We start from the raw sequence: 19570 nt of genomic DNA, 5'->3' as shown, positions 1-19570 counted from the left end.
ACTGAACGCCTTCGAGATCACCTTCGACGGCCGACTCTCCATCGGCCGCCGGTAATACAAATCAACCTGAGTTACACCGTTGGCTGGACACACCCAATCGGTCCGAGAAGCTCTTCATCCTGGGCTACCCGGACTTCCGGAGCTAGCGCTGTGACCGCATAGGTTCGCCGGGTTCATCTGCTGCAACTTGGGACGGGTGCAGCCCTCCTCAAGTGAAGGGTTGAGCTGGGAGAACACTGCGCGGGGCTGTACGCGGGGTTCCTCGTCTCTACCGTGGAGGTGGCGGACGGCTGCTGATGGGTTCGCTGTTCGAGGAACTGGAATCTCGCGAGGCGGCCCCGGGTACGGGTGAAGGAACTGGCCTACACGGTTAGGCTCGCAGTGATCACTTTGGAAGGAGGTGTGCGCGCGTGGACCTCTCGGGGCGCACAGTGGTGGTGACGGGTGCAGGACGCGGGCTCGGGCGAGCGTTGGCACTACGGTCGGGGCAGTTGGGTGCGCACGTGTTCGTGTCCGCGCGTGCTTTGGGGGCAGCCCGCAAGGTGGCTGATGAGGTGGCAGCCGACAGCGGTGCGAAGGCTGACGCGTTCGCCTGCGATCTGGCCGATCCGGCGTCCGTCCGGGCCTTTGTTGATGAGGTCACAGCCTGCACGGACCGGATCGATGTACTGATCAACAACGGTGCCCGCTACCTGGAGGCCCCCGACCTCGGGGACGTCGACGACGCCGCGATCACCGACACTATCGCCTCCGGGGCCACAGGCGCGCTGCTGACGGTCAAGCACTTCCTGCCGCTGCTGCGCGCGTCCGCCGGGGCAGATGTGGTCAACCTGATCTCCTCGGTCGCGGAGGTCCGCAACCACCGTTCCCAGGCGCACCCGGCGTTCTACGCTGCCAAGGCTGCTCAGGCCGGCTTCGCCGACATCCTGTCCCACCGGCTGCGCCCTGAGGGCATCCGCGTCATCTCCCTCTACCCTCCGGACTTCATGGACGGTGACCCGCTCGACCGCTCCTGGGATGAGGCGTCCCGGACCGCGTGCGACCCGCTGACCGCGCAATCGGTCGTTGACTGCGTACTGTTCGCGATCAGCCAGCCACGAGACTGCTTCATTCGTTCCTTTCACTTCGAGCAGTTGTAGGGGTCCAAGTCGACGGCAAGGGCGTGGTCATGCGGCCCGAGGCCCTGCGTGAGGCCACACGCCCGGCCGCCACGAAAGCCGGGAGCGGTCATCGCGCCCGGCTCGCGCCGGGCGAGAAGCCGAACCGGAAGCGGATGGCGACCGTGGCCTGCGTCTTCGACACTCGCCCGCCCGGCGGCCGCAGCGGTCAGCTCCCCGCCCGTCCGGGGCCGAGGGCCGAGAACAAATGGTGCACCGCCTCCCTGGTCCGCCCGCCCGAGCAGGTCATCGCAGACGCCTTCGACCAGGCCCAGGCGCGCGACCCGGAGCACCTGCGGCCGTGGGTCTTCCTGGTCGACGGCGCCCGCCATCAGGTCGATCTGATCAGCGCCGAATCCGACAGACGCGGCGTCACGGTGCACGTGCTGCTGGACTTCGTGCACGTCGCCGAGTATGTCTGGGCTGCCTCCCACGCCATCCACAAACCCGGCACCACCGAGGCCGAGGCATGGGTGGCCGAGCACCTGACCGCGATCCTCGCGTCATCAACCCGGACACCACCTGGCGTGATGTCAGTCACATTCCGAGCTCCGCAAAGGAACACGCTGATGCCCTGGAAGGCGACACACTGGACGCCGTCCGGCCTCCCATAGTGCGACACGACGTGCGCGGGACACGGTGTCTGCCGACACAAGCAGGACGCTGGCCTGGTTCATCGCCCGGAGGCCCGGCGGCGTCATCGCCGGCGCCCTGCAATACCGCCATCACAGCATCCAGATGTTCGAGGGCTACGCAGGGACCAGCGATTCTGGATTCCGAGCGGAGGTCGAGAGCGAGCAGGCCATCGTCCGCGGCGAGGTCTACATGGAGATGATCGAAGCCCACCAGCACCTCGACCTCGCCGGCCCGTCCGCGGAGGAAGCCACCCGGCGCCTCATGGAATTCGGCGAACGCGCACAGTTCCAGGGCCAGGTCGCCCTGGACAAGCACCGCCTCAAAAGGATCATGAAACGGCATGATCCCGCGATCTATCCCGGCGAATACATCACCTGCGTCAATGACCCGGCCAAGGCGCTCTGCGAGAAGGCCCGGCTGGGCAATAGCGAAGACCTGCCCTCCCACGGCGGCTGCCTGCCCCTGGCCTGCCGCAACGTCACTCTCACACCCGAGAACGTCGCCGCCTGGCAACGCGTGATCGCGCGGATCGACAAGCGGCTCGCCTCGCGTCCGTTGCTGGCACCCCGGCTCCGCCAGCGTCTCCAGAACCGTCGGACAGAGGTCGTGAAGTTCCTGACGGGCAATGATCAGGAGGTGGTGCCGGCATGACTCGCCGAGTTCCTGACCTGCCCGAGGCCCATGTCCGCAAGCACCTTCAGAATGTGCTTGCCACCTGCCAAGAGACCAACACAGCCCCCAGCGTCCTCATGCTGGCCCGCAGACTCGGGCTCTCCAACACGACGTTTCGACGGCGCTATCCCGAGATCGCCCGCGAAGTCGCCGACCACCGAGCGGCTCCGCCCACCCTCCGGAGCGGACCCACCGAGCACGACCGGCTCGTCGCACGCAACGCAAAGCTCCGCCGCCGCAACCGCGAGTTGAATTCTCAACTTGCCCTTGCCGTCGCCCAGATCCAGCTCCTGGCACTCCGTGCGGCCAGGCTCGAGGAGGACCTGAAGGCTCAGACCAATGTCACCCAACTTGCTGACCGGCGCGCCCGGCGCTGACTGGCAGCTATCCCAGCCTCGGTTTTCGGAAGATCATCTCTGTTAGGCCTTGGTGTCGGCGTACGCAAGCCTGTGCTCAGGCGGGTACACGTGAACATGCCCAGGTAGCCGTAGACAGCCAGCGGTGGGCCAACTACTGACTTCGGCGCGTCAGGGTGAACGGTCCCGAATTGTCTGACGGGCCCGGTGTGGTGGCTGTATCCGATGGTGTGTGAGATATGCGGATGGGGGCGGGCTGACCGCCGCGGGACGGCTGCGCCGCGAGTCAGTGCGGATGCAGGCGGCCGAGATGTTCGAGCAGGACGTCAAGCCGCCGGAGGTGGCTCGACGTCTGAGGGTGAGCCCGAAGTCGGCTTATCAATGGCACCAGTTGTGGTGCGAGGGCGGTGTGCAGGCTCTGGCTTCTCGCGGCCCGAGCGGGTCGCGGTGCCGTCTGTCACCGCGCTGCCTGGAGAAACTGGCCGCGTATCTGGAGCAGGGTCCGGCTGCGCACGGCTGGGTGGAGGACCAGGTGTGGACCGCGGCGAGGGTGGCCACGCTGATCGGGCGCAAGTTCCACGTTTCCTACAGCGTCTCGGGTGCTACGAGGCTGATGCACCGGCTCGCGGTCACGGTCGATCCCTGCGGCGAGTGTGTGAAGGCCGGGAAGGTCGTCTCGCCGGACGGCATCGAGCCACTGCGGCAGCCGTTCGCCCTGACGCTCGGTGAGCATCTGGCCGAAGGAGCGGACGTGGCCGGTGAGGGCGTCCAGTTCAGGGCAGTGGATCAGGACGGCCTTGAGCCGAAGGTGCTCCGTCTCGGTGAGGGTCTCCGGCCGGCGGAGAATCCATCCAGCCACGACACGGGGTGACGGTGGCCGAGCTGAGACGGAGCCCGGCGAGAGCCGCTTCTCCCGGAAGTAGGCGCGAACGCGCTGGTAGCTGCCCTTATAGCCGGGCGGCACGATCTCCTCCCACACCCTCCAGGCGTTCGTGCAGCCCTGGTTCCAGCGGTCATCCAGGTAGGGCTTGAAAGCGTCGAGTTTGGACGGCCGGCCCTGCCACTGCCCGTGGAACAGGTCCTCCGGAGTGGCCGACCGGCGGGAGCACATGGCCCGTGGCGGGGGAGAGCACCGCGAGCGCGCCGGTGCGCTGCTCACCCTGGCCCGCTGGGGACGGGACACCGCGATGCTGCTCACCGATGATTAGGGACAGGAGGTGAATGGCCAGTCGGTTACCAGGTGACAGGGAGCGCCTCGACGCCGTAGACCGTCGAGCCCTGGCGGAAGCGGAGGGCGGCTTCGGGGACGGCGAGTCGGAGGGTGGGGAAGCGGCGGAGCAGGGCCGGCAGGGCGATTTTCAGTTCCAGTCGGGCCAGTTGCTGGCCGAGGCACTGGTGGGTGCCGAAGCCGAAGGACAACTGGGCGACCGGGCGGCGGCGGAGGTCGAGGTCGTCGGGGCGCTCCGGGACGAGGGCGGGGTCGCGGTTCGCGGTCAGGGGAGAAAGCAGTATGTGCTCGCCTTCGGCGATTCTGTTGCCGTTGAGGTCGACGTCGGCCACGGCCGTGCGAAGGAGCGGTGCGGGGATGGCGAGATGGCGCAGGAGTTCCTCTACGGCTGTGCCGGTGACCGTGGGGTCGTCGCGGAGGGCGGCGAGTTGGTCCGGATTGCGGAGCAGGGCCAGCACGCTCAGGGCAAGCATGGTCGCCGTGGTCTCGTGTCCCCCGACGAGGAGGGTGGTGGCGAATCCGATGAGTTCGTCGTCGGTGAGCTCCGTGCCGTGCTGCCTCACCACCGTACCCAGCACTCCCTCCCCGGGGATGGCCCGGTTGCGGGTGACGATGTCCGCCATGGCCGCGTTCAGTTCGGCCGAGGCGGCCACCAAGCGGTCGGCGTCGGCCGTCCCGTCCATGATCACCTGGGAACAGCGCTGGAACATGGTCCGCGTCCCGTACGGGACGTCGAGCAGTTCGCAGATCGCCAGTGAGGGGATGGGCAGGGCGAACGCCTCGACCAGGTCGACGACGGGTCCGTGTTCCATCATGGCGTCGAGGTGATCGGAGACCATCGTCTCAATCGCGGGCCGCAGTTGTTCGACCTGGCGGACGGTGAAGCTGCCGGTGAGCATGCGACGGAGGCGGGTGTGCTCCGGACCGCTGTAGGCAGGCAGGAAGCCCGGGTGGTTGAACAGGGTGCGCGGCAGCGTCGGGTCGATGCCATTGCCCGTCACCAGGCGCTCGTCCGCGAATGCGGCCCGGACGTCGCCGTACCTGGTGATGACAACGGCTTCGATCTCGCCGCGCACCGGGTGGAGCACGCGCAGGCGCGGCAGGCCGTCCTCCTCGCGCATGCGGAGGAGGTCCGGTGACGGGTCGAACGGGCAGGTCCGGTCCCGTTCGGAGGCTACGAAGGACGCTGAGCGGTGATCGGGCATGGTACATGCTCCTCAGCTGATCGATCCTGGGAACGCCGTCTTGTTGTCGTGGCGAGCGTCGGCCTACACGCGGTACCGGGTGGAGGTGTGATGCCAGTCGTAGGCGCCACGGATCGTGGTCTGCAGTGCCTCCGTGCAGTAGCGCTGCAGCAGGTCGCGTTCGACCGGGTCTAGGTGGCTCGTCGCCGTTGCGTCGAGAAGGGCGCGGTGGGCACTGGCGAACAGTTCCATGGCTTCGCTCTGGCGGCGGAGGACCTTCTCGATCGCTTCCAGCCGGGAAAGCCCGTGTTCCCGTTCCAGGCAGAGCACGAGGTTGTTCGGCTCCCCCAGAGCCGCGTCCTTGTCCAGGGAGACGATGTCGTTGTCGCAGATGATGAACGTCTTCGTCATCTCACGCATGATCGACAGGTGCGGCAACGCGTACAGGTGGTCAGGGAGGACGCACGAGGACAGGCGCTCGGCGAGGTCGATGACCGGTGCCACGCCGATGGTGTGGCGCCGGACGCGCAGGTACGTGCCCAGGGACATGGGGGTCTCGGCCTGCCGGCTGCGCGCCTCGTGGACGTGGTGGTCGAGGTAGGAAGACCAGTGGACTGCAGATCGCTGGATCCAGTCCTCGGGCATGTCCTGGCAGCTGCGTCGTCGCATGTCGGCGAAGGCACTGGCCAGGGGGAACGGGGACGTCTCACCGGTGGTCCCCTCCTTGACGAGTTCGACGAGGTAGCGGACTCGCTCGGGCGACCGGCCCCACTCCTCGTCGAGCGCGTCGTCGAACAGGAAGTACCAGCTCTGCTGGTCGACTCCGAGGTCCAGTTCGTCTCCGGTCGCGTTCGGATAGAACATGGCCGCGATCAGCGGGAACTGGCCCTTGAGATGGTGGGCCTCCTCCGCTTCCGAGGACAGGAAGCCGAAGGACTTCGGCCACGCGATGTGGCGGTCGTGGGCGGCTCGGAAGTCCGGACTGATCCGGCGGGGAAAGGGGACGGGAACCGGGGCCGCGAGCCCGGGGTTGTTGTCGGTCACGGACCCGCGCACGGGCACGGAAGGCTCTGCCGTCGATGTCATGGTGTGGCGGACCTCCAGAAGCGGGGCCGGTTCAGCAGGTAGGCCAGGGTGAGACGCGCATGGGCAGCGCATTGGGCCGGATCAGCGCTTGGATCACCGGCCGGACCCGGCGCCCCTCGACCGGCTGCGGTCGCCACCGCGAGACGATCGAGCGGAGGACGACCAACATCTCGGCCATCGCGAAGTGGTCCCCGATGCACTTCCGGTTGCCGAGGGCGAACGGGACGTAGGCGCCCGGTGGAAGGTCCTTCTCGGTACGGCTGAGCCACCGGTCCGGGTCGAATCGCAGGGGGTCCGGGAAGTACGCCGGGTCCCGGTGCATCGTCACCGCGCTGTAGATCAGCTCGGCCCCCTGCGGGAGCTCGACACCGCAGACCCGCACCGGCTCCAGGACACGCCGCATGAGCAGCCAGTTGGGCTGGTGCAGGCGGAGCACCTCTTGAAGGAACCGGTCGGTGAAGGGAAGCGTCGCTGCGCTGGGCAGGACGCCTGCGGGCAGCGCATCGCACTCGGCCCTGATCCGATCGGTGATCTCCGGGCGCCGGCCAAGTTCGTAAAGCGCCCAGGACAGGGTGGTCGACGTGGTTTCGGCACCGGCCATGAGCATGGACAACAGCTCGTCGCGGGCCTCCGCGTCGGTCATCCCCTGCGGATTCCCGGGGGTGCCGGCGAACATGATCGACAGCAGGTCGCCGCGGTCGGTGGGATCCTGCCGAGCCTGCCGGACGGCGTTGTCCGCGAGTTCGCGCAGCGCCGCGGCTGCGGACAGGTATTTGCGATGTCCCAGCGCGGGCGAGGACGCGATCGACGCGGGCAGGACGGTGCCCACGAAGACCCCACGCATCACCGTGGTCAGGTGCTCGGCGACCTGCTCCCCAAGCTCGGCCACGGCTGCGGCGCCGTCCGGTCGTTCGGTGCTGAAAAGGGTCGCGACGAGCATGGCCGTCATCATCCGACGCATCACCAAATCCATGGCGATCACCTCGCCCGGGCGCCAGGCCGACACCTGCTCCTCGGCGACGTCGGTCATCGTGCCGATGCACGCGGCGATGCTGTCACGGCGGAAAGCGGGCTGGAGCGCACGCCGCTGACGTCGGTGGAAATCCCGCTCAGACGTGATGATGCCGTTCCCGATGAAAGGCCGCGCGATGTCGAACAGCAGCCCTTTTTCGAACTTCCTGCTCTGCGTCACGAGAACGTCGTGGACGGCCTCCGGCGAGTTCAGGACGAACACCGGCCGATTCCCGAGGAATATCCTGATGATGCCGCCCTGAACCCTGACCGATTGCAGGAAGTCCACTCGCTTGACGGCCAGCTGTGGCAGGTGGCCGAGTAAGGGAAAACGGCCCGGCGCGATGGGCGCCGCCACTGGAGCAGTGATGGAACGCACGGCCCTGCACCTCCCTGAAGTGTAAGCTCGAAAAGTTGCTCGTCTTTGGAAAGTTCACTCGTCCGCGGCGCACCGTGATCATCGCCCGTCGCCTCCGGAGAGGTCAAGGGTGCGGCTGAAAATGCGCGGCCGGAGGATTGGGAGCCGAAGGATGTGAATTCCTTCTGAATTCAGCCCGAAACTATCGGCCGTGCTGCTATGGGCGGCAGACAGCACCGTAGGCAATGAAATTTGGACCTGCAAGTCCAAGGCGCTTGCGGCGTCGGCGAGTTGGCGACCACCGCCTGTGGGCGACCTGCTCTCCTCCTTTCCGGAATTTCACGTGCCGGCAACCCGCCCGCGCGTGTCTTCGGCAGCTCGACGTCGGCCGACGCGTGGAGCGGAGCCGCAGGCATCACTGTGCTCCAGTGCTGCATGAGCGCGGTCGTGCCCGTCCGGACTCACCAGGCAACAGCACCTCGGAGATCTTCGGCGACTTGCGGCACCACGGCGCGAGGATCTTCGAGGGGAACCGCTTGTGCTCGCCGGTGGCGTCGTCGACGCGTCGGTCGTTCACTCGTGGGGCGCTGACCTCGACCGGGCCGGCGGCGGTGACCACGGTGCGGGGCCGGTAGTGGCCGTTGCGGACCACCAGGCGCCGTCCGTGCTCGTCGGTCTCCGCGGCCAACTCGGCTATGCACTGGTTGACTTCCGCCTCCAGTGCGGCGGCGAGCAGCCGGCGGGCGCTTTCGCGGACGATCTCGTCGATCAGGGAGCCGGACTGGGTGGAGCCGTCGTCGGTGACTACGCTGAGCAGTCGGGTAGCCGGGACGCATTGCTGCGTCCCGGCCCCCTCAGTACCGGACGTGCGAGTCATCCCCGCATCCGGCTCAAGCTGGCCTGTGGCTGCCGGTGGGTGTCATGCTTCCGGTCTCCAGCGTGTACCTGGCGATGACAGGTCGTGTGAATCAGTTCCAGGTTGCTCGGGTGGTCGCTGCCACCCTTGCTGCGGTAGGAGCGGCGGCGAGGTTGCGGCGCTCCTTCTCCGTGTGCGTCACCTTCTCCGCGTGCGTCACCTTCCCCGCGTCATGCTCCTTGTGCACTCATCGGACCCCCTGGGTCCCACCTACCCCGCAACGTAGATGGGCACATCAGTCCTGCCAGTCGCCACACCGGCCATTCCTCCGGGCGCCCCGAGCCAACAACCGGGACGGCTCACCAGGAACCAGAGGCGACCTCAGGAGCGGCACCCGCTCGGTTGCCACAGGTCCCGGGGGCCGCGGGCGGGCGGGCGCGGTGCGCTCCTGGTCGACGGAGACTGAGTTCGTGCTGGCCGGCGGGAAGCGCAAGGTGCGCCCGGATGGCGTGTGGCAGGCTCCGGAGACCGGGGTGCCGGTGTTGATGGTGGAGGTCGACCGCTTCAGCATGGCCCGGGCCCGGGTGGCCGCGAAGTTCACCTCCTACCGCGAGCTGTTCCGGACCAAGGTCTGCGACAGCGACGCCGACCGCGCATCGTTTTGGACTTGCTGGTCCATTTTCAGCTGCCTAGCGTGCTGACCGTTCCCCCCGTGACGAACCCGCACAGGAAGGTGTCATCATGCACGCGATCCGCATCGAGGAGCACGGTGGTCCCGAGGTCATGCGCTGGACCGAGCTGCCGGACCCGATCCCACGCCCCGGCGAGGCGCTGGTGAGGCTGGGCGCCGCCGGTGTGAACTACATGGACGTCGGAGCCCGCGCCGAGGGCGGCCCGGGCTGGGCGGCTCCAGCGATCCTCGGCGCTGAGGGGATGGGATACGTCACCGCCGTGGGCGAAGGAGTCAACGACCTCGCGGTCGGCGACCGGGTGGCCTGGTTCTACCACCCGGGCAGCTACGCGGAGCTGCTGGCCGTCCCGGCCCACTCGCTGGTCAAGGTTCCCGACGGCATCGGTGACGAGACGGCTGCCGCCGTGATGATGCAGGGCCTGACCGCCAGCCACCTGAGCACCGAGACCTACCCGATCGGCCCGGGCGACACCGCCGTGGTGCACGCGGCGGCGGGCGGCGTCGGCAGGCTGCTCACGCAGATGATCAGGACGCGCGGCGGCCGGGTGATCGGCCTGGTCTCCCGCGAGGAGAAGGCCCTCGTAGCGAAGGAGGCCGGCGCCGACCACGTGCTGGTCCACTCCGGCGGCGGCTTCGAGGAGCGGATCCGGGAGCTGACCGGCGGCCGTGGCGCCGACGTCGTCTACGACGGCGGAGGCACGGGCACGTTCCGCTCCTCGCAGCTGGCCCTGCGCCCGCACGGGGTGCACGCGTACTACGGCCCCTTCATGGGCGTACCGGCGCTACGGCCCACCGACCTGCCCAACAGCATCCTGCTGACCTATCCCGTGGTGCACCACCACGTCGCCACCCGCGAGACCCTGCTGCAGCGGACCGGCGAGGTGTTCGACCTGGTCCTGGACGGGCGAATCACCTCGCACGTCACCGGCCGCTACCCGCTCGCCGAGGCGGCCCGCGCCCACGCCGACCTCGAGTCGCGCCGCACCACCGGCAAACTGCTGCTCCTGCCCTGACCCGCCGTCACCTGGTCAGCTCCGCCCGCCGCGTCCAATCCGCTTGAATGGGACCCGACAGCTCGTACCGGGAGGATCCATGCCGCTGACCCGCAAGGGCACCGCGACCAGGCAGCGCATCGTCGAGGGCGCCGCCGACCAGATCCGCGAACAGGGGGTATTCGCGGTGCGGCTGGAGGACGTCATGGCCCGCACCGCGACCAGCAAGAGCCAGCTCTTCCACTACTTTCCCGGCGGGAAGGACGAACTGCTGCTGGCCGTGGCCCGCCATGAGGCGGCCCGGGTGATCGACGACCAGCAGCCGGAGCTCGGCTCCCTCACCTCCTGGGCCGCCTGGGACCAGTGGCGCGACAAGGTCCTTGCCCGCTACCGCACGCAGGGCAGCGACTGCCCCCTCCATGCTGCCTTCAACCAGCTGGGCGGGACCAGCGACGCCACCAGGATCGTGGCCGGCGAACTGCTCGGCCGATGGCAGCACCAACTCGCCGCGGGAATCCGCCACATGCAGGGCGGCGGCGAGATCGCCCCCGACCTGGACGCCGAGCGAGAGGCCGCATCCCTGTTGGCCGGCATCCAGGGCGGCGTACTGATCCTCATGACCACGGGCGGCTCCACCCACCTGCAAGCCGCCCTCGACGCAGGCATCGCCCACCTCCGCGCCTCCGCCCGTCGTGACCACTGAGAACTCCACGACAGGACGAGAACGCGCAACCGTCCCAGGACCGACGGCCGGGCCGCCACTGACGGATCCGTCCGACACGGCTTCCCGGCAAAGTGGGTGCAGGCAGCAGCAAGACCCCATGGACCCAGCACGTCCACGACACGGCTGGCACGCATCCGGACACCCCGGCGACCGGAATCACCAGGTGCACTATCTACTGCTGCGCATGCGTAACCAAGGCCGGCCCGACACCCTCGCCGCGATGTCCTTCCAGAACGACGGTGTGGATCCCGGCCGCGCGGCAGGAAGCCAGAATCTGATGGTCCGGCGGATCCGCCAGCAGGACCACCTGCTCCACGGTCACATGACAGATGCGCCAGCATGCCGCAGCGAAGCACAGTTGAGCCGGCGGCTCCGCTCAATACCCGCCGGCTTCGACTGCCGAACGGATACGGGGGCGTCAGCCCTGTACGCAGTCCTACGTGTTCCGACGCAGGGTGACGGCCCCACGATGGCGTCGGAGCGCAGCTCGTGCTCCGTGCGACTTCCATGCGGGCCGTGACAGTCGCAAACCTACAGACAGGATTCAGTGTGAAACTCTCACCGAAGCGGTGGCGACTGTCCGCCATCGCGCTATTGACCGCCCTTTCAACGCTCTTCCTCGTGAACTCCCAGGCTTACGCATCGCAGCCAGGAGAGGGAACCAGCTGGGGGCAGGAAACTGCGGGCGGCACCATCATCCAGACATACGGCGCCCTGGCGGAGGAACGATCCCCAAACAACAACGTTCTCATCCAAGTCTGGCGGACCTGGGACAACACCGTTGCCGTGTCCGTCAACCACGGTCCGAGATTTGACCTGCCCGCAGCCACCACCTACGCCTCCCCGCAGGTTGTGCTGGAACACGAGGACGGGTCGAACGCGATATTCCGCGTGTTTCACACCGGCACGGACGGGCACGTCTACTACGGATCCGTTACCGCTGGCCCGAACGACCAAACTCCCCATGTCTACGGCCTGTGGAGCCAGGTCTCCGGCGGAGTCGTCACACCCAACAACTTCGCCGTGACTGTCACCGGAGGCCCAAACGGGGGTGCATACCTGGCCTACCGAGGCGCCAACAGCCTCGAAGTATGGCGCACATACTTCGACGGACGGTCATGGGATGCTCCCAGCAGGATTCCCGGCGTAACGACCCAATACTCTCCTGTCCTGAGAAGCCTGTGGGGAGGATGGAGGACCACCACATACATAAACACTGTCTACAATTTGGTCTACACCGGAACAGACCATCGGATTAACGTCATTCGCCAGACCCCTGGTCGAGGGGACTGGTGGGGACACGAAATCCTTTCGGAAATGACAGGAGATGACTCGGCCGAATTGGCGATCTCGAGCACTGGCCAGGGACAGGTTGCCGTGCGCCACAACAACCAGGTCGCCCTCACGACGATCAACCAGTACGGAGGATGGCAGGGCACATGGGACATGGAGAACACTGGCCACGTAGCCTTGGCCATTTTCCTCGTCGCCTACCAATACAGGGCCTACCTGATCGCCCAGTACTCCAATGGCTACGTGGACTGGAAACCGTCGCGGCAGTTCTGACGGCCACCACATGATTCCAGCGCAGGAAGGCCGTCACCCGTGGGTGACGGCCTTCCTGCGCCTTCTCGGGGCCACCCGCACTGGTGCGCCGCGACGTTGCCCTTGCCGAGAACCTCATCCGCCCTGGTGAGAGGCACTGTGTGGGGGTGCACAGGTGCCGACCTCGTCGGTCGAGTCAGCACTCTGGCAGCGCCGACGAGTCCCACGGCATGATGATCGACCGTGCTGCTGCGATTGGCGTACCTGGGTGTGACGAACGCGTTCGCGATGCTGCGACTACTGCCGATGAGCGACCGCGAGAAGGACATGGAGATCCTGGCCCTGCGCCATCAGATCACCGTGCTGCAGCGGCAGCTGAACGGACAGCGGGTCCGCTTCGAAGCAAGCGACCGGGCGTTCCTGGCCGCACTGCTTCAGGGCCTGTCGACGCAGGTGCTGCGTCGGATTCGGCTGCTGGTGCAACCAAACACCGTGCTGCGTTGGCACCGCGACCTGGTCGCCCGCCGTCACGCTGTCCGGTCCCGGCCGAAGCGCGGGGGCCGACCGCGCACTGTGCGCTCCGTCCGTGCCCTGGTTCTGCGCCTGGCCGCGGAGAATCCGGGGTGGGGGTACCGGCGCCTGCACGGCGAACTGCTCGTCCTCGGGGTGAAGGTGGCCGCGTCCACGGTGTGGGAGATCTTGAAGGAGGCCGGCATCCCGCCATCACCCGACCGCAGCGCCACCACCTGGGCCGACTTCCCGCGCTCCCAAGCGGACGCACTCCTCGCGTGTGACTTCTTCGAAGCGGTCACCCTGTCCGGGGCCCGGCTGTATGTGCTTGCGGTGATCGAGCACGCGAACCGCCGGATCCGGATCCTGGGCGCGACTGCGCATCCGACCGCGTCCTGGGTGGCACAGGCGGCGAAGAACCTCGTCATGGACCTCGAGGATGCCGGCTGCCGGGCCCGCTACCTGATCCGGGACCGGGATGGGAAGTTCCCCGAACTGTTCGACGCCGTCCTGCAGAACGCGGGCATCGAGATCGTTCTCAGCGGGGTCCGTATGCCGCGCATGAACTCGATCACGGAGAGATGGGTGCAGACCTGCCGACGCGAGCTGCTGGACCGCACCCTGATCTGGGACCAGCGCCACCTCCTGCACGCGTTGCGCGAGTTCGAGAAGTTCTACAACCAGCACCGGCCACACCAGGGCATCGCGAACGCCCGGCCCCTCCGCGCTCTTCCCGAGCCGATCGATAGCCCGGAGCAAATCGCTCGCCTCGACATACGCCGCACCGATCGACTCGGCGGCCTCCTCCACGAGTACCAACATGCCGCCTGACCAGGCCGGATGAGGTTTCCGGCAAGCACAACGTCAGCAGACCCTGACCGAGCCGGTTTCGGTCCGCAAGAGTCCGCACGATGCGCTGGTAGTCCCCCGACAGCGCTGACCAGGCCAGCCCCGCGGGCCACACCGGGGCCCATACACGCTTGAAGCAGCACGGCCTTCCGAACCTGAGCGCGCGCAACACCGCCGTGATCGAGTTCGTCGCGGAGCTGCCTCCGATCGTCGTCAGCGATCTCCTCGGTATTTGTCGCAAGCACGGCACATAGGATAGGTGGGCCCGGTTCGCGCAGGACAGCTGGGCGGACTACCTCGCGGCCTGTCAGCCTGACGTGGAGTGAGCGATGCCGTTCGCACCTTGTGCCAGGAAGGCGTGGGCGGCTTCGACGATCTCGCCCTTGATCTGCTCCAGCGGGATGTCCCAGTTCTCGTTCCAGTCGTCGCCGTTAACGGCCCCGTTGACGAGCCCCTGGAGCTCCCCGGGATACCCCAGTTCCATCGCGACACGCCACCAGATCAGATCGGCGCCCGTCAGAGGATCGAGCTTCCCGTCCACGATCAGGCCGGCCCACCAGCGGGCCATCGCCCAGAGCGCCTGATCACGGTCGGCAGGCAGGTCGGGAACGAGGTCGAGCTCTTCGAGGACCTTGGTGAACAGCTCAGGGGCATCCGGTTCCTCATTGCGCCCGAGACCAGCCAGCAGCGGCAGCGACGGTGAGTCCACTCCTCTGAGCAGAGCGTCGAGGCCGGCTGCGATCAAGCGATCCGATCCGGCGCGATAGCCGGAGGCGCTCTCGACGGCCAGCCAGCGCAGGCTGTTCAGCGCGTCCTCGCGGTCAGTCATGGCCACCTGCCTTTCACCCGCAGCATGCCGTATCTGCTGTTGACAGCGCCAAGCAATTCCAGGGCTGCGGCCGCTGAGGAACAGTGCACGGTCAGAACACTGCCTCTTCACCAGTCGTCCGGCTGAGGGTGGTCCCGGCGCAAGACCCGGGCCAAAATCGCCCGAACCGCAGCGGCGCTCCGACCAGCCGTAGCAGCGGCAGCGTCCGTACGAACCCCCTCAACAGGCCGGGGCGGTGCCGAGGCATCCATCAGCACTGCCCGAATCGGTCGGGTCCGTCAGGGGTGACGGCCGTCAGTCGGCCACCGCGTCGTACAAGCCGCGGCCCGTCCGCTGCGCCCGTCCGGTCTTGGCGAGGCGTTCGAGCATGGTGCGCACCGTGTCGAGTGCTCCGTTCTGGTCGTCGAGTCCGAGCAGGACGGTTACCTCCCTGGCGCGCAGCGGGCCCTTGCCCTGTCCGAGGACGGCCAGCACACTCTGTGCGTCGGTCAGGCGCCGACGGCCCGCCGCCGTGCGCGCGGGCGTCATCCGGCTGTCCGCACCCTCCGTGGCTTTCGCGGGTGCCGCCTTTTCCCGGGCGGCCGTCGTGCCCGTGGTCTTGGAGGCGCCTCGGGCGGCCTTCCTCGCGGCCGGGGCCGGGGCCGGAGCGGGCGCGGGCGTCGCATCCTGTTCCCGGGTGCCCGTCGCCGGCGCCTTCCCCGGGACGGACTTTGTGGCTGCTCGCTTCGCGGGGGCGGCCGCCTTCCGCGTGGTCGTCTTCTTTGCTGCCGCCTTCTTGGAGACGGCCTTGCGCGGGCCCGCGCTCCGGCCCGCAGCCGGTGCCCCGGCGGAGTCGGACTCGGCAACGGGCGACTCAGAGGGCTCCTGCGCCGCCCGCGCCTGGGCGGCAGGCGGCTCGTGCGCGACGCTCACCCGCGCGGTGCTTGGCATCTGGTCCCGCTCCCCGAGCGGAGCCTGGGCCAGAACATCCAACCCCTCCAGCACAGCCACCATCGCGTCCTCCTGGACGATGAGAGCCGCCAGCTGCTCCTCAAGCCGGCGCCGCTGCTCCCGTACGGGCGGCAGCCGCGCCTCCACGAGGGCCCGCGTCGATCCGACACTGCTGTCCGAGCCGAATGTGCGTCCGTCCACAAGTGCTCCTTCAACTTCCGTTCGTGTCAGCGAATGTACGGCGATCACGAGGATCGGCTCAGCGGGATGGCGAAATCCGACCCGTAAGGGGCTCCATCGGATTGTGTCGCAGCCTGCGCGCATTGGCCGCCGTCAACGTGCTCGGCCAACACGTCGCCGTCGTCGATCGCTTGTCAGCGGACGCGGCAGGCAGACTCCCCAACTGCGGTCAGTCGGCCGGGTCTGACCAACATTTCGGGATCGCCCGGCGTGACCGAGTTACGAGCCGGGGCGCTCCGGGATCTCTTCTTGTCCCGGTCGACGGCGACGTCCCTCCGGAGTGGACGTGAAGCTCGCGGCGAACGGGCCGTCACCACGGCGGATGGCCAGGAGCATTGGTTGTTCATGGGCTGGGGGCCAGGACGGCTCGGTGCCCGGGTCGGTGCCGTTCCAAAGGTGGAAGAACACCATGGGGGCGGATACGTTCTCGGTGAGGTAGCCGAGCGTCTTCCCGTAGGAGGGGTTGGTGCCGCCGATCAGCACCGACGGCGGGCCGAAGGCCGAGGTCACGTCGGGCCATACCCGGTCGTGGGCGGCCCACGAGGCGATCATGTCGCGCATCGAGGCGTACTCGGCCGCGCCCAGCACCCGGTCGGCCTTGAGCCATCCCTGCCGGTGCGCGAACTCCGCGTAGACGGAGGCCACGCTGCAACCGTGATCAGCCGGCAGGAAGTCCCGGAACGCCCCTTTCACACCCGTCGAGGTCCACGCCTTGCGCTGCTCCAGGGCGCGCTGCTCGTCGCCCCACGCCGCCTGTCGGCGTTCAATGAACAGAAGGTGGTCCAGGATCAGCCGGATGCTGAGTTCTCCACCCCACATCCCCGGCCGGCGGAGGGCATCGTTGAGCCGGGTGACGAGGTGGGTGCGGATCTCTTCCGAGGAAGCGAGAGGGGCGGTGGCAGGCATGCCGCCAGTCTTTCGCACCGCAGTCGGCGAGCAAGGCTCAGCGTGCGAGGAGGATCCGGCCACGTGGCGCCGTCGTCCAGGCCGTTAGCGGGCAGCGCCCCGGCCAAGAAATGAGAAGGTCGTCTCCCCAGCGAGAGGAGACACACGGAAGATCCCGAGGTCCGCGGCTGGATCCCCGAGTAGCAGGGGCCGGGCGGGCCTCTCCTCCTCCATGACCTGGCCCCGGGGAGAGGCCGACCGCCCCGACCCTCCCACAGCACCGACCGCCCCGCCCCGCCAGCATCCGAAGGAGAAGCACCGCCGTGGTGACCACCACCGCCATCGCCGAGCAGGACGTGTCGGCCGGGCTGCGCGTCCAGGCCGTACCGTCCCTCCCGGCGCAGCCGCGCGGCACGGTCAACCCGTTGCCGCTGCACTGGTTCCAGAAGGACGCTGTCGCGGCTGCGGTGCGCGAGGTGAAGGACGGCGGCCGCGCGACGGTCGTCGCGGCGACCGGCTCGGGCAAGACGCTGATCGCCACGGGCTGCGCCCGGCGCTTGGCGGCGAAGGGCCGGGTGCTGGTGCTGGTGCCGACGATCGAGCTGCTGGAGCAGACCGCCGAGGCCTGGTCGCTGCGGGGCGGCCGCCGGGGGCTGGCGGTGGCGGCGTGTTCGCGGGAGGAGGCGCTGGAGAGCGCGGAGGCCGGAGGCCGAATCGACGCGGCTGTGACCACGCAGGCCGCGCGGATCGCCGACCTGGTCGCCTCCGTGAAGGCGGGCGAGCCGGTCAACGTGTACGCCACCTACGCCAGCCTGGAGCGGATCGTCCAGGCCCACCAGCTGTACGGCCTCCCGGCCTGGGACCTGGTGGTCATCGACGAGGCGCACCGCACGGCCGGTTCGGAGGGGAAGGCGTGGGCTGCGATCCACGCCGACGACCAGGTCCCGGCGAAGCGCCGGCTGTACTTCACCGCCACCCCGCGGATCGCCGACGACCGGCGGGCGAAGGACGGCCTGGCCGACCTTGCCGACGCCGACAGCGAGGGCGCGGAGAAGCTGCCCGCGCTCTGCTCCATGAGCGACGAGACGATCTACGGCAAGACCTGTTTCACCTGGACCCTCGGCCAGGGGATCGAGCACGGCTACCTCGCCGACTACCGCGTGCTCGTGCCAGTGGTGACGGACGAGGACCTGCGCGAGCTTCTCCGTCTCCCGGCCGTCGCCGACCTGCGTTCCCAGCGCTCCAACGAGGAACTGCTGCGCCTGGCCTTGCAGATCGCGGTGCTGCGCGCCGTCAACGACCTGGAACTGCGTCGCGTGATCACCTTCCACTCCCGGGTGTCGGCGGCGCGGGAGTTCGCGAACACCCTGCTGGAGACCTCGGAGCTGCTGGAGGACGCGGAGCGCCCGGAGCGGATCTGGGCGAAGGCGGTGGCCGGCACCGACCGGCTCAAGGACCGCCGGGCCGCGTTCGCCGAGTTCAAGGCCCACACCGGTGAGCGGCCCGGTGAGGAAGGCGAGGAGTGCGGCATCCTGTGCAACAGCCGCCTCCTGACGGAAGGGATCGATGTCGCCGCCGTGGACGCGGTCTGCTTCGCGGACCCGAAGTCGTCGGTCATCGACATCGTCCAGGCCGTCGGGAGGGCGCTGCGCCAGTCCTACCGCGAGGGCAAGGTCAGCTGGGTCATCATCCCGGTCTACCTGCCGACGCCGGAGGTGGGCGACGACACCGCCACCGCCGACCCGGCCGAGGTCCACGACGCCGGCGAGGCGGTGAAGGCGGAGGCCGACGCCGAGATCGAGGCCAGCTCGTTCCGCACGATCTGGCGGGTCCTGCGCGCCCTGGCGGCGCACGACGCCCGGGTGGTCGGCCGGATCACCGAGCTGCGCAGCAAGCGGTCCCAGGGCACCGCACACACCACCGCGGCCAGGCCGGCCGAGGGCGAGGCCGCCGAGGCCGGGGAGGGCGAGCAGCAGCCGGCGGCGGTGGAGTCGCCGATCGAGTGGCTGAAGATCAACGCCCGGCACCACGCGGCGCAGATTCTGCAGACCGTGAAGCTGCGGGCGTTCAACCCGCGCGCGGTCGAGTGGCAGCGGATGCACGCGGTCGCGGCGGTCTTCCACCTTCAGCACGGCCACCTCGACCCCACCGACAAGGCGAAGCACGCCGACCTGATCTCCTGGCTCACCCGCCAGCGTCACCTGGGCGGCCAGGGCCTGCTCGATGCCGCCCGCGTCAGCGAGCTGGAGGCGCTCGGCATGATCTGGTCGAAGAACGCCAACGCCTGGGAACGCGGCTACGCCTACGCCGCCGCGTTCCACCACCAGCACGGCCACCTCGCGATCCCGGCGACCGCCAAGCTCGACGACTACGCGGTGGGCGCGTGGATGCGCCGCCAGCGCAAGGCCGAGAACCTCACCAAGGACCAGGTCGCCAAGCTGGACGCGCTGGACGAGCTGTGGCGCCTGGAGCCGGACTGGAACCGCTCCTACCGCCGCCTGCTCGCCTACCTCGCCGCCGGCGGCACCCTCACCGGCCCGGCGAACCGCACCGGCGGCGACGCGGACCCGACGTTCCGGCCCGGCACCTGGCTGCGCAAGCAGGCGGGGGCCCGCATCGACGGCAAGCTGACCGACCACCAGACCGCGCTCCTGGACGCGCTCCACCGGCACGCCGAGACCGTCACCGGCTGACCCGCCCCATACCCGCCATCCGCACCCCGCCGTCCCGGCCCCCCCCGGCCGGGACGGGCGCCCGCACCCCGTTTCGAACTCCCGGAGGCACCGCGCGAGGGCCGACACCACCCTCCCCAACCCTGCCCCCGCCACCGC

At 68.6% G+C, this 19570-nt stretch carries 18 protein-coding genes and 3 pseudogenes; 12 read left to right on the top strand and 9 right to left on the bottom strand.

Annotated features, from left to right (window positions below):
* Window positions 1–410: 410 nt before the first annotated feature.
* The 5 genes and pseudogenes from ACFQ87_RS34560 (at window position 411) to ACFQ87_RS34540 (ending at window position 3692) form a co-directional block, all read left to right on the top strand.
* A complete protein-coding gene (locus ACFQ87_RS34560; RefSeq protein WP_380614862.1) occupies window positions 411–1139 on the top strand; it encodes an SDR family oxidoreductase in 729 nt (242 codons plus the stop codon).
* A gap of 2 nt (window positions 1140–1141) precedes the next feature.
* Window positions 1142–1660: pseudogene (locus tag ACFQ87_RS34555) on the top strand (ISKra4 family transposase); the annotation flags it as partial.
* A 136-nt stretch (window positions 1661–1796) separates the two neighbouring features.
* Window positions 1797–2444 carry a hypothetical protein gene (locus ACFQ87_RS34550; protein WP_380614861.1) on the top strand — a complete coding sequence of 216 codons (648 nt, stop codon included), beginning with the start codon at window positions 1797–1799 and terminating at the stop codon, window positions 2442–2444.
* On the top strand, window positions 2441–2842 hold the full coding sequence (locus ACFQ87_RS34545) for a hypothetical protein (RefSeq protein WP_380614860.1): 402 nt from the start codon (window positions 2441–2443) through the stop codon (window positions 2840–2842). Before ACFQ87_RS34550 ends, ACFQ87_RS34545 begins: the two co-directional genes overlap by 4 nt.
* Window positions 2843–3116: 274 nt before the next feature.
* Window positions 3117–3692, top strand: a complete 576-nt coding sequence (locus ACFQ87_RS34540; RefSeq protein ID WP_380614859.1) for a transposase — start codon at window positions 3117–3119, stop codon at window positions 3690–3692.
* 362 nt (window positions 3693–4054) lie between these two features.
* Here ACFQ87_RS34540 and ACFQ87_RS34535 read toward each other — a convergent pair whose 3' ends face one another.
* The 5 genes and pseudogenes from ACFQ87_RS34535 to ACFQ87_RS34515 form a co-directional block, all read right to left on the bottom strand.
* Complete coding sequence (locus tag ACFQ87_RS34535; protein WP_380614858.1) at window positions 4055–5254, bottom strand: cytochrome P450; 1200 nt, start codon at window positions 5252–5254, stop codon at window positions 4055–4057.
* A 63-nt stretch (window positions 5255–5317) separates the two neighbouring features.
* Window positions 5318–6277, bottom strand: a complete 960-nt coding sequence (locus ACFQ87_RS34530; RefSeq protein ID WP_380614857.1) for a pentalenene synthase — start codon at window positions 6275–6277, stop codon at window positions 5318–5320.
* A 73-nt stretch (window positions 6278–6350) separates the two neighbouring features.
* Entirely contained in the window at window positions 6351–7709 is a 1359-nt protein-coding gene (locus tag ACFQ87_RS34525; RefSeq protein ID WP_380614856.1) for a cytochrome P450, read from the bottom strand.
* A 451-nt stretch (window positions 7710–8160) separates the two neighbouring features.
* A pseudogene (locus ACFQ87_RS34520) lies at window positions 8161–8505 on the bottom strand (transposase); the annotation flags it as partial.
* A gap of 56 nt (window positions 8506–8561) precedes the next feature.
* Window positions 8562–8690 (bottom strand): annotated as a pseudogene (locus ACFQ87_RS34515) (HNH endonuclease); the annotation flags it as partial.
* Between ACFQ87_RS34515 and ACFQ87_RS34510 the strand changes: the two are divergent.
* The 3 genes from ACFQ87_RS34510 to ACFQ87_RS34500 all read left to right on the top strand — a co-directional run bounded on the left by ACFQ87_RS34510 (window position 8640) and on the right by ACFQ87_RS34500 (window position 10930).
* A complete protein-coding gene (locus ACFQ87_RS34510; RefSeq protein WP_380614863.1) occupies window positions 8640–9245 on the top strand; it encodes a replication-relaxation family protein in 606 nt (201 codons plus the stop codon). The pseudogene ACFQ87_RS34515 and the gene ACFQ87_RS34510 sit on opposite strands and share 51 nt — an antisense overlap.
* A gap of 40 nt (window positions 9246–9285) precedes the next feature.
* Complete coding sequence (locus ACFQ87_RS34505; protein ID WP_380614855.1) at window positions 9286–10248, top strand: quinone oxidoreductase family protein; 963 nt, start codon at window positions 9286–9288, stop codon at window positions 10246–10248.
* Between the two features lie 79 nt (window positions 10249–10327).
* Window positions 10328–10930 (top strand): TetR/AcrR family transcriptional regulator, encoded by a 603-nt coding sequence (locus ACFQ87_RS34500; RefSeq protein ID WP_380614854.1) that lies wholly within the window; start codon window positions 10328–10330, stop codon window positions 10928–10930.
* Window positions 10931–11123: 193 nt separating this feature from the next.
* Here ACFQ87_RS34500 and ACFQ87_RS34495 read toward each other — a convergent pair whose 3' ends face one another.
* Window positions 11124–11267: a hypothetical protein gene (locus ACFQ87_RS34495; RefSeq protein ID WP_380614853.1), complete on the bottom strand. Its 144-nt coding sequence runs from the start codon at window positions 11265–11267 to the stop codon at window positions 11124–11126.
* A gap of 233 nt (window positions 11268–11500) precedes the next feature.
* Between ACFQ87_RS34495 and ACFQ87_RS34490 the strand changes: the two genes are divergently transcribed.
* The 3 genes from ACFQ87_RS34490 to ACFQ87_RS34480 all read left to right on the top strand — a co-directional run bounded on the left by ACFQ87_RS34490 (window position 11501) and on the right by ACFQ87_RS34480 (window position 14109).
* Window positions 11501–12517, top strand: a complete 1017-nt coding sequence (locus ACFQ87_RS34490; RefSeq protein WP_380614852.1) for a hypothetical protein — start codon at window positions 11501–11503, stop codon at window positions 12515–12517.
* 222 nt (window positions 12518–12739) lie between these two features.
* Window positions 12740–13837 carry an integrase core domain-containing protein gene (locus ACFQ87_RS34485; protein ID WP_380614851.1) on the top strand — a complete coding sequence of 366 codons (1098 nt, stop codon included), beginning with the start codon at window positions 12740–12742 and terminating at the stop codon, window positions 13835–13837.
* Between the two features lie 149 nt (window positions 13838–13986).
* A complete protein-coding gene (locus ACFQ87_RS34480; protein ID WP_380614850.1) occupies window positions 13987–14109 on the top strand; it encodes a hypothetical protein in 123 nt (40 codons plus the stop codon).
* Window positions 14110–14162: 53 nt separating this feature from the next.
* Here ACFQ87_RS34480 and ACFQ87_RS34475 read toward each other — a convergent pair whose 3' ends face one another.
* The 3 genes from ACFQ87_RS34475 to ACFQ87_RS34465 form a co-directional block, all read right to left on the bottom strand.
* Entirely contained in the window at window positions 14163–14684 is a 522-nt protein-coding gene (locus tag ACFQ87_RS34475) for a hypothetical protein (RefSeq protein WP_380614849.1), read from the bottom strand.
* A gap of 294 nt (window positions 14685–14978) precedes the next feature.
* Window positions 14979–15815 carry a hypothetical protein gene (locus ACFQ87_RS34470; protein ID WP_380614848.1) on the bottom strand — a complete coding sequence of 279 codons (837 nt, stop codon included), beginning with the start codon at window positions 15813–15815 and terminating at the stop codon, window positions 14979–14981.
* A 258-nt stretch (window positions 15816–16073) separates the two neighbouring features.
* Complete coding sequence (locus ACFQ87_RS34465) at window positions 16074–16760, bottom strand: hypothetical protein (protein ID WP_380614847.1); 687 nt, start codon at window positions 16758–16760, stop codon at window positions 16074–16076.
* Window positions 16761–17062: 302 nt separating this feature from the next.
* Here ACFQ87_RS34465 and ACFQ87_RS34460 point away from each other — a divergent pair, with 302 nt between their 5' ends.
* Window positions 17063–19432, top strand: coding sequence for a Helicase associated domain protein (locus tag ACFQ87_RS34460; protein ID WP_380614846.1), 2370 nt, complete (start codon window positions 17063–17065; stop codon window positions 19430–19432).
* Window positions 19433–19570 lie beyond the last annotated feature (138 nt).

The sequence above is a fragment of the Kitasatospora sp. NPDC056531 genome (genome assembly GCF_042794375.1).
In the GTDB taxonomy this organism is placed as follows: Bacteria; Actinomycetota; Actinomycetes; order Streptomycetales; family Streptomycetaceae; genus Kitasatospora.
The sequence above is the reverse complement of the archived record's forward strand: the minus strand, read 5'-3'. Positions and strand labels throughout refer to the sequence as shown.

Excerpts from the sequence above, each read along its gene's own strand:
- ACFQ87_RS34545 (WP_380614860.1), top strand. The coding sequence starts at position 2,441 with ATGACTCGCCGAGTTCCTGACCTGCCCGAGGCCCATGTCCGCAAGCAC.
- ACFQ87_RS34540 (WP_380614859.1), top strand. The coding sequence starts at position 3,117 with ATGCAGGCGGCCGAGATGTTCGAGCAGGACGTCAAGCCGCCGGAGGTG.
- ACFQ87_RS34535 (WP_380614858.1), bottom strand. The coding sequence starts at position 5,254 with ATGCCCGATCACCGCTCAGCGTCCTTCGTAGCCTCCGAACGGGACCGG.
- ACFQ87_RS34510 (WP_380614863.1), top strand. The coding sequence starts at position 8,640 with ATGACAGGTCGTGTGAATCAGTTCCAGGTTGCTCGGGTGGTCGCTGCC.
- ACFQ87_RS34505 (WP_380614855.1), top strand. The coding sequence starts at position 9,286 with ATGCACGCGATCCGCATCGAGGAGCACGGTGGTCCCGAGGTCATGCGC.
- ACFQ87_RS34500 (WP_380614854.1), top strand. The coding sequence starts at position 10,328 with ATGCCGCTGACCCGCAAGGGCACCGCGACCAGGCAGCGCATCGTCGAG.
- ACFQ87_RS34475 (WP_380614849.1), bottom strand. The coding sequence starts at position 14,684 with ATGACTGACCGCGAGGACGCGCTGAACAGCCTGCGCTGGCTGGCCGTC.
- ACFQ87_RS34465 (WP_380614847.1), bottom strand. The coding sequence starts at position 16,760 with ATGCCTGCCACCGCCCCTCTCGCTTCCTCGGAAGAGATCCGCACCCAC.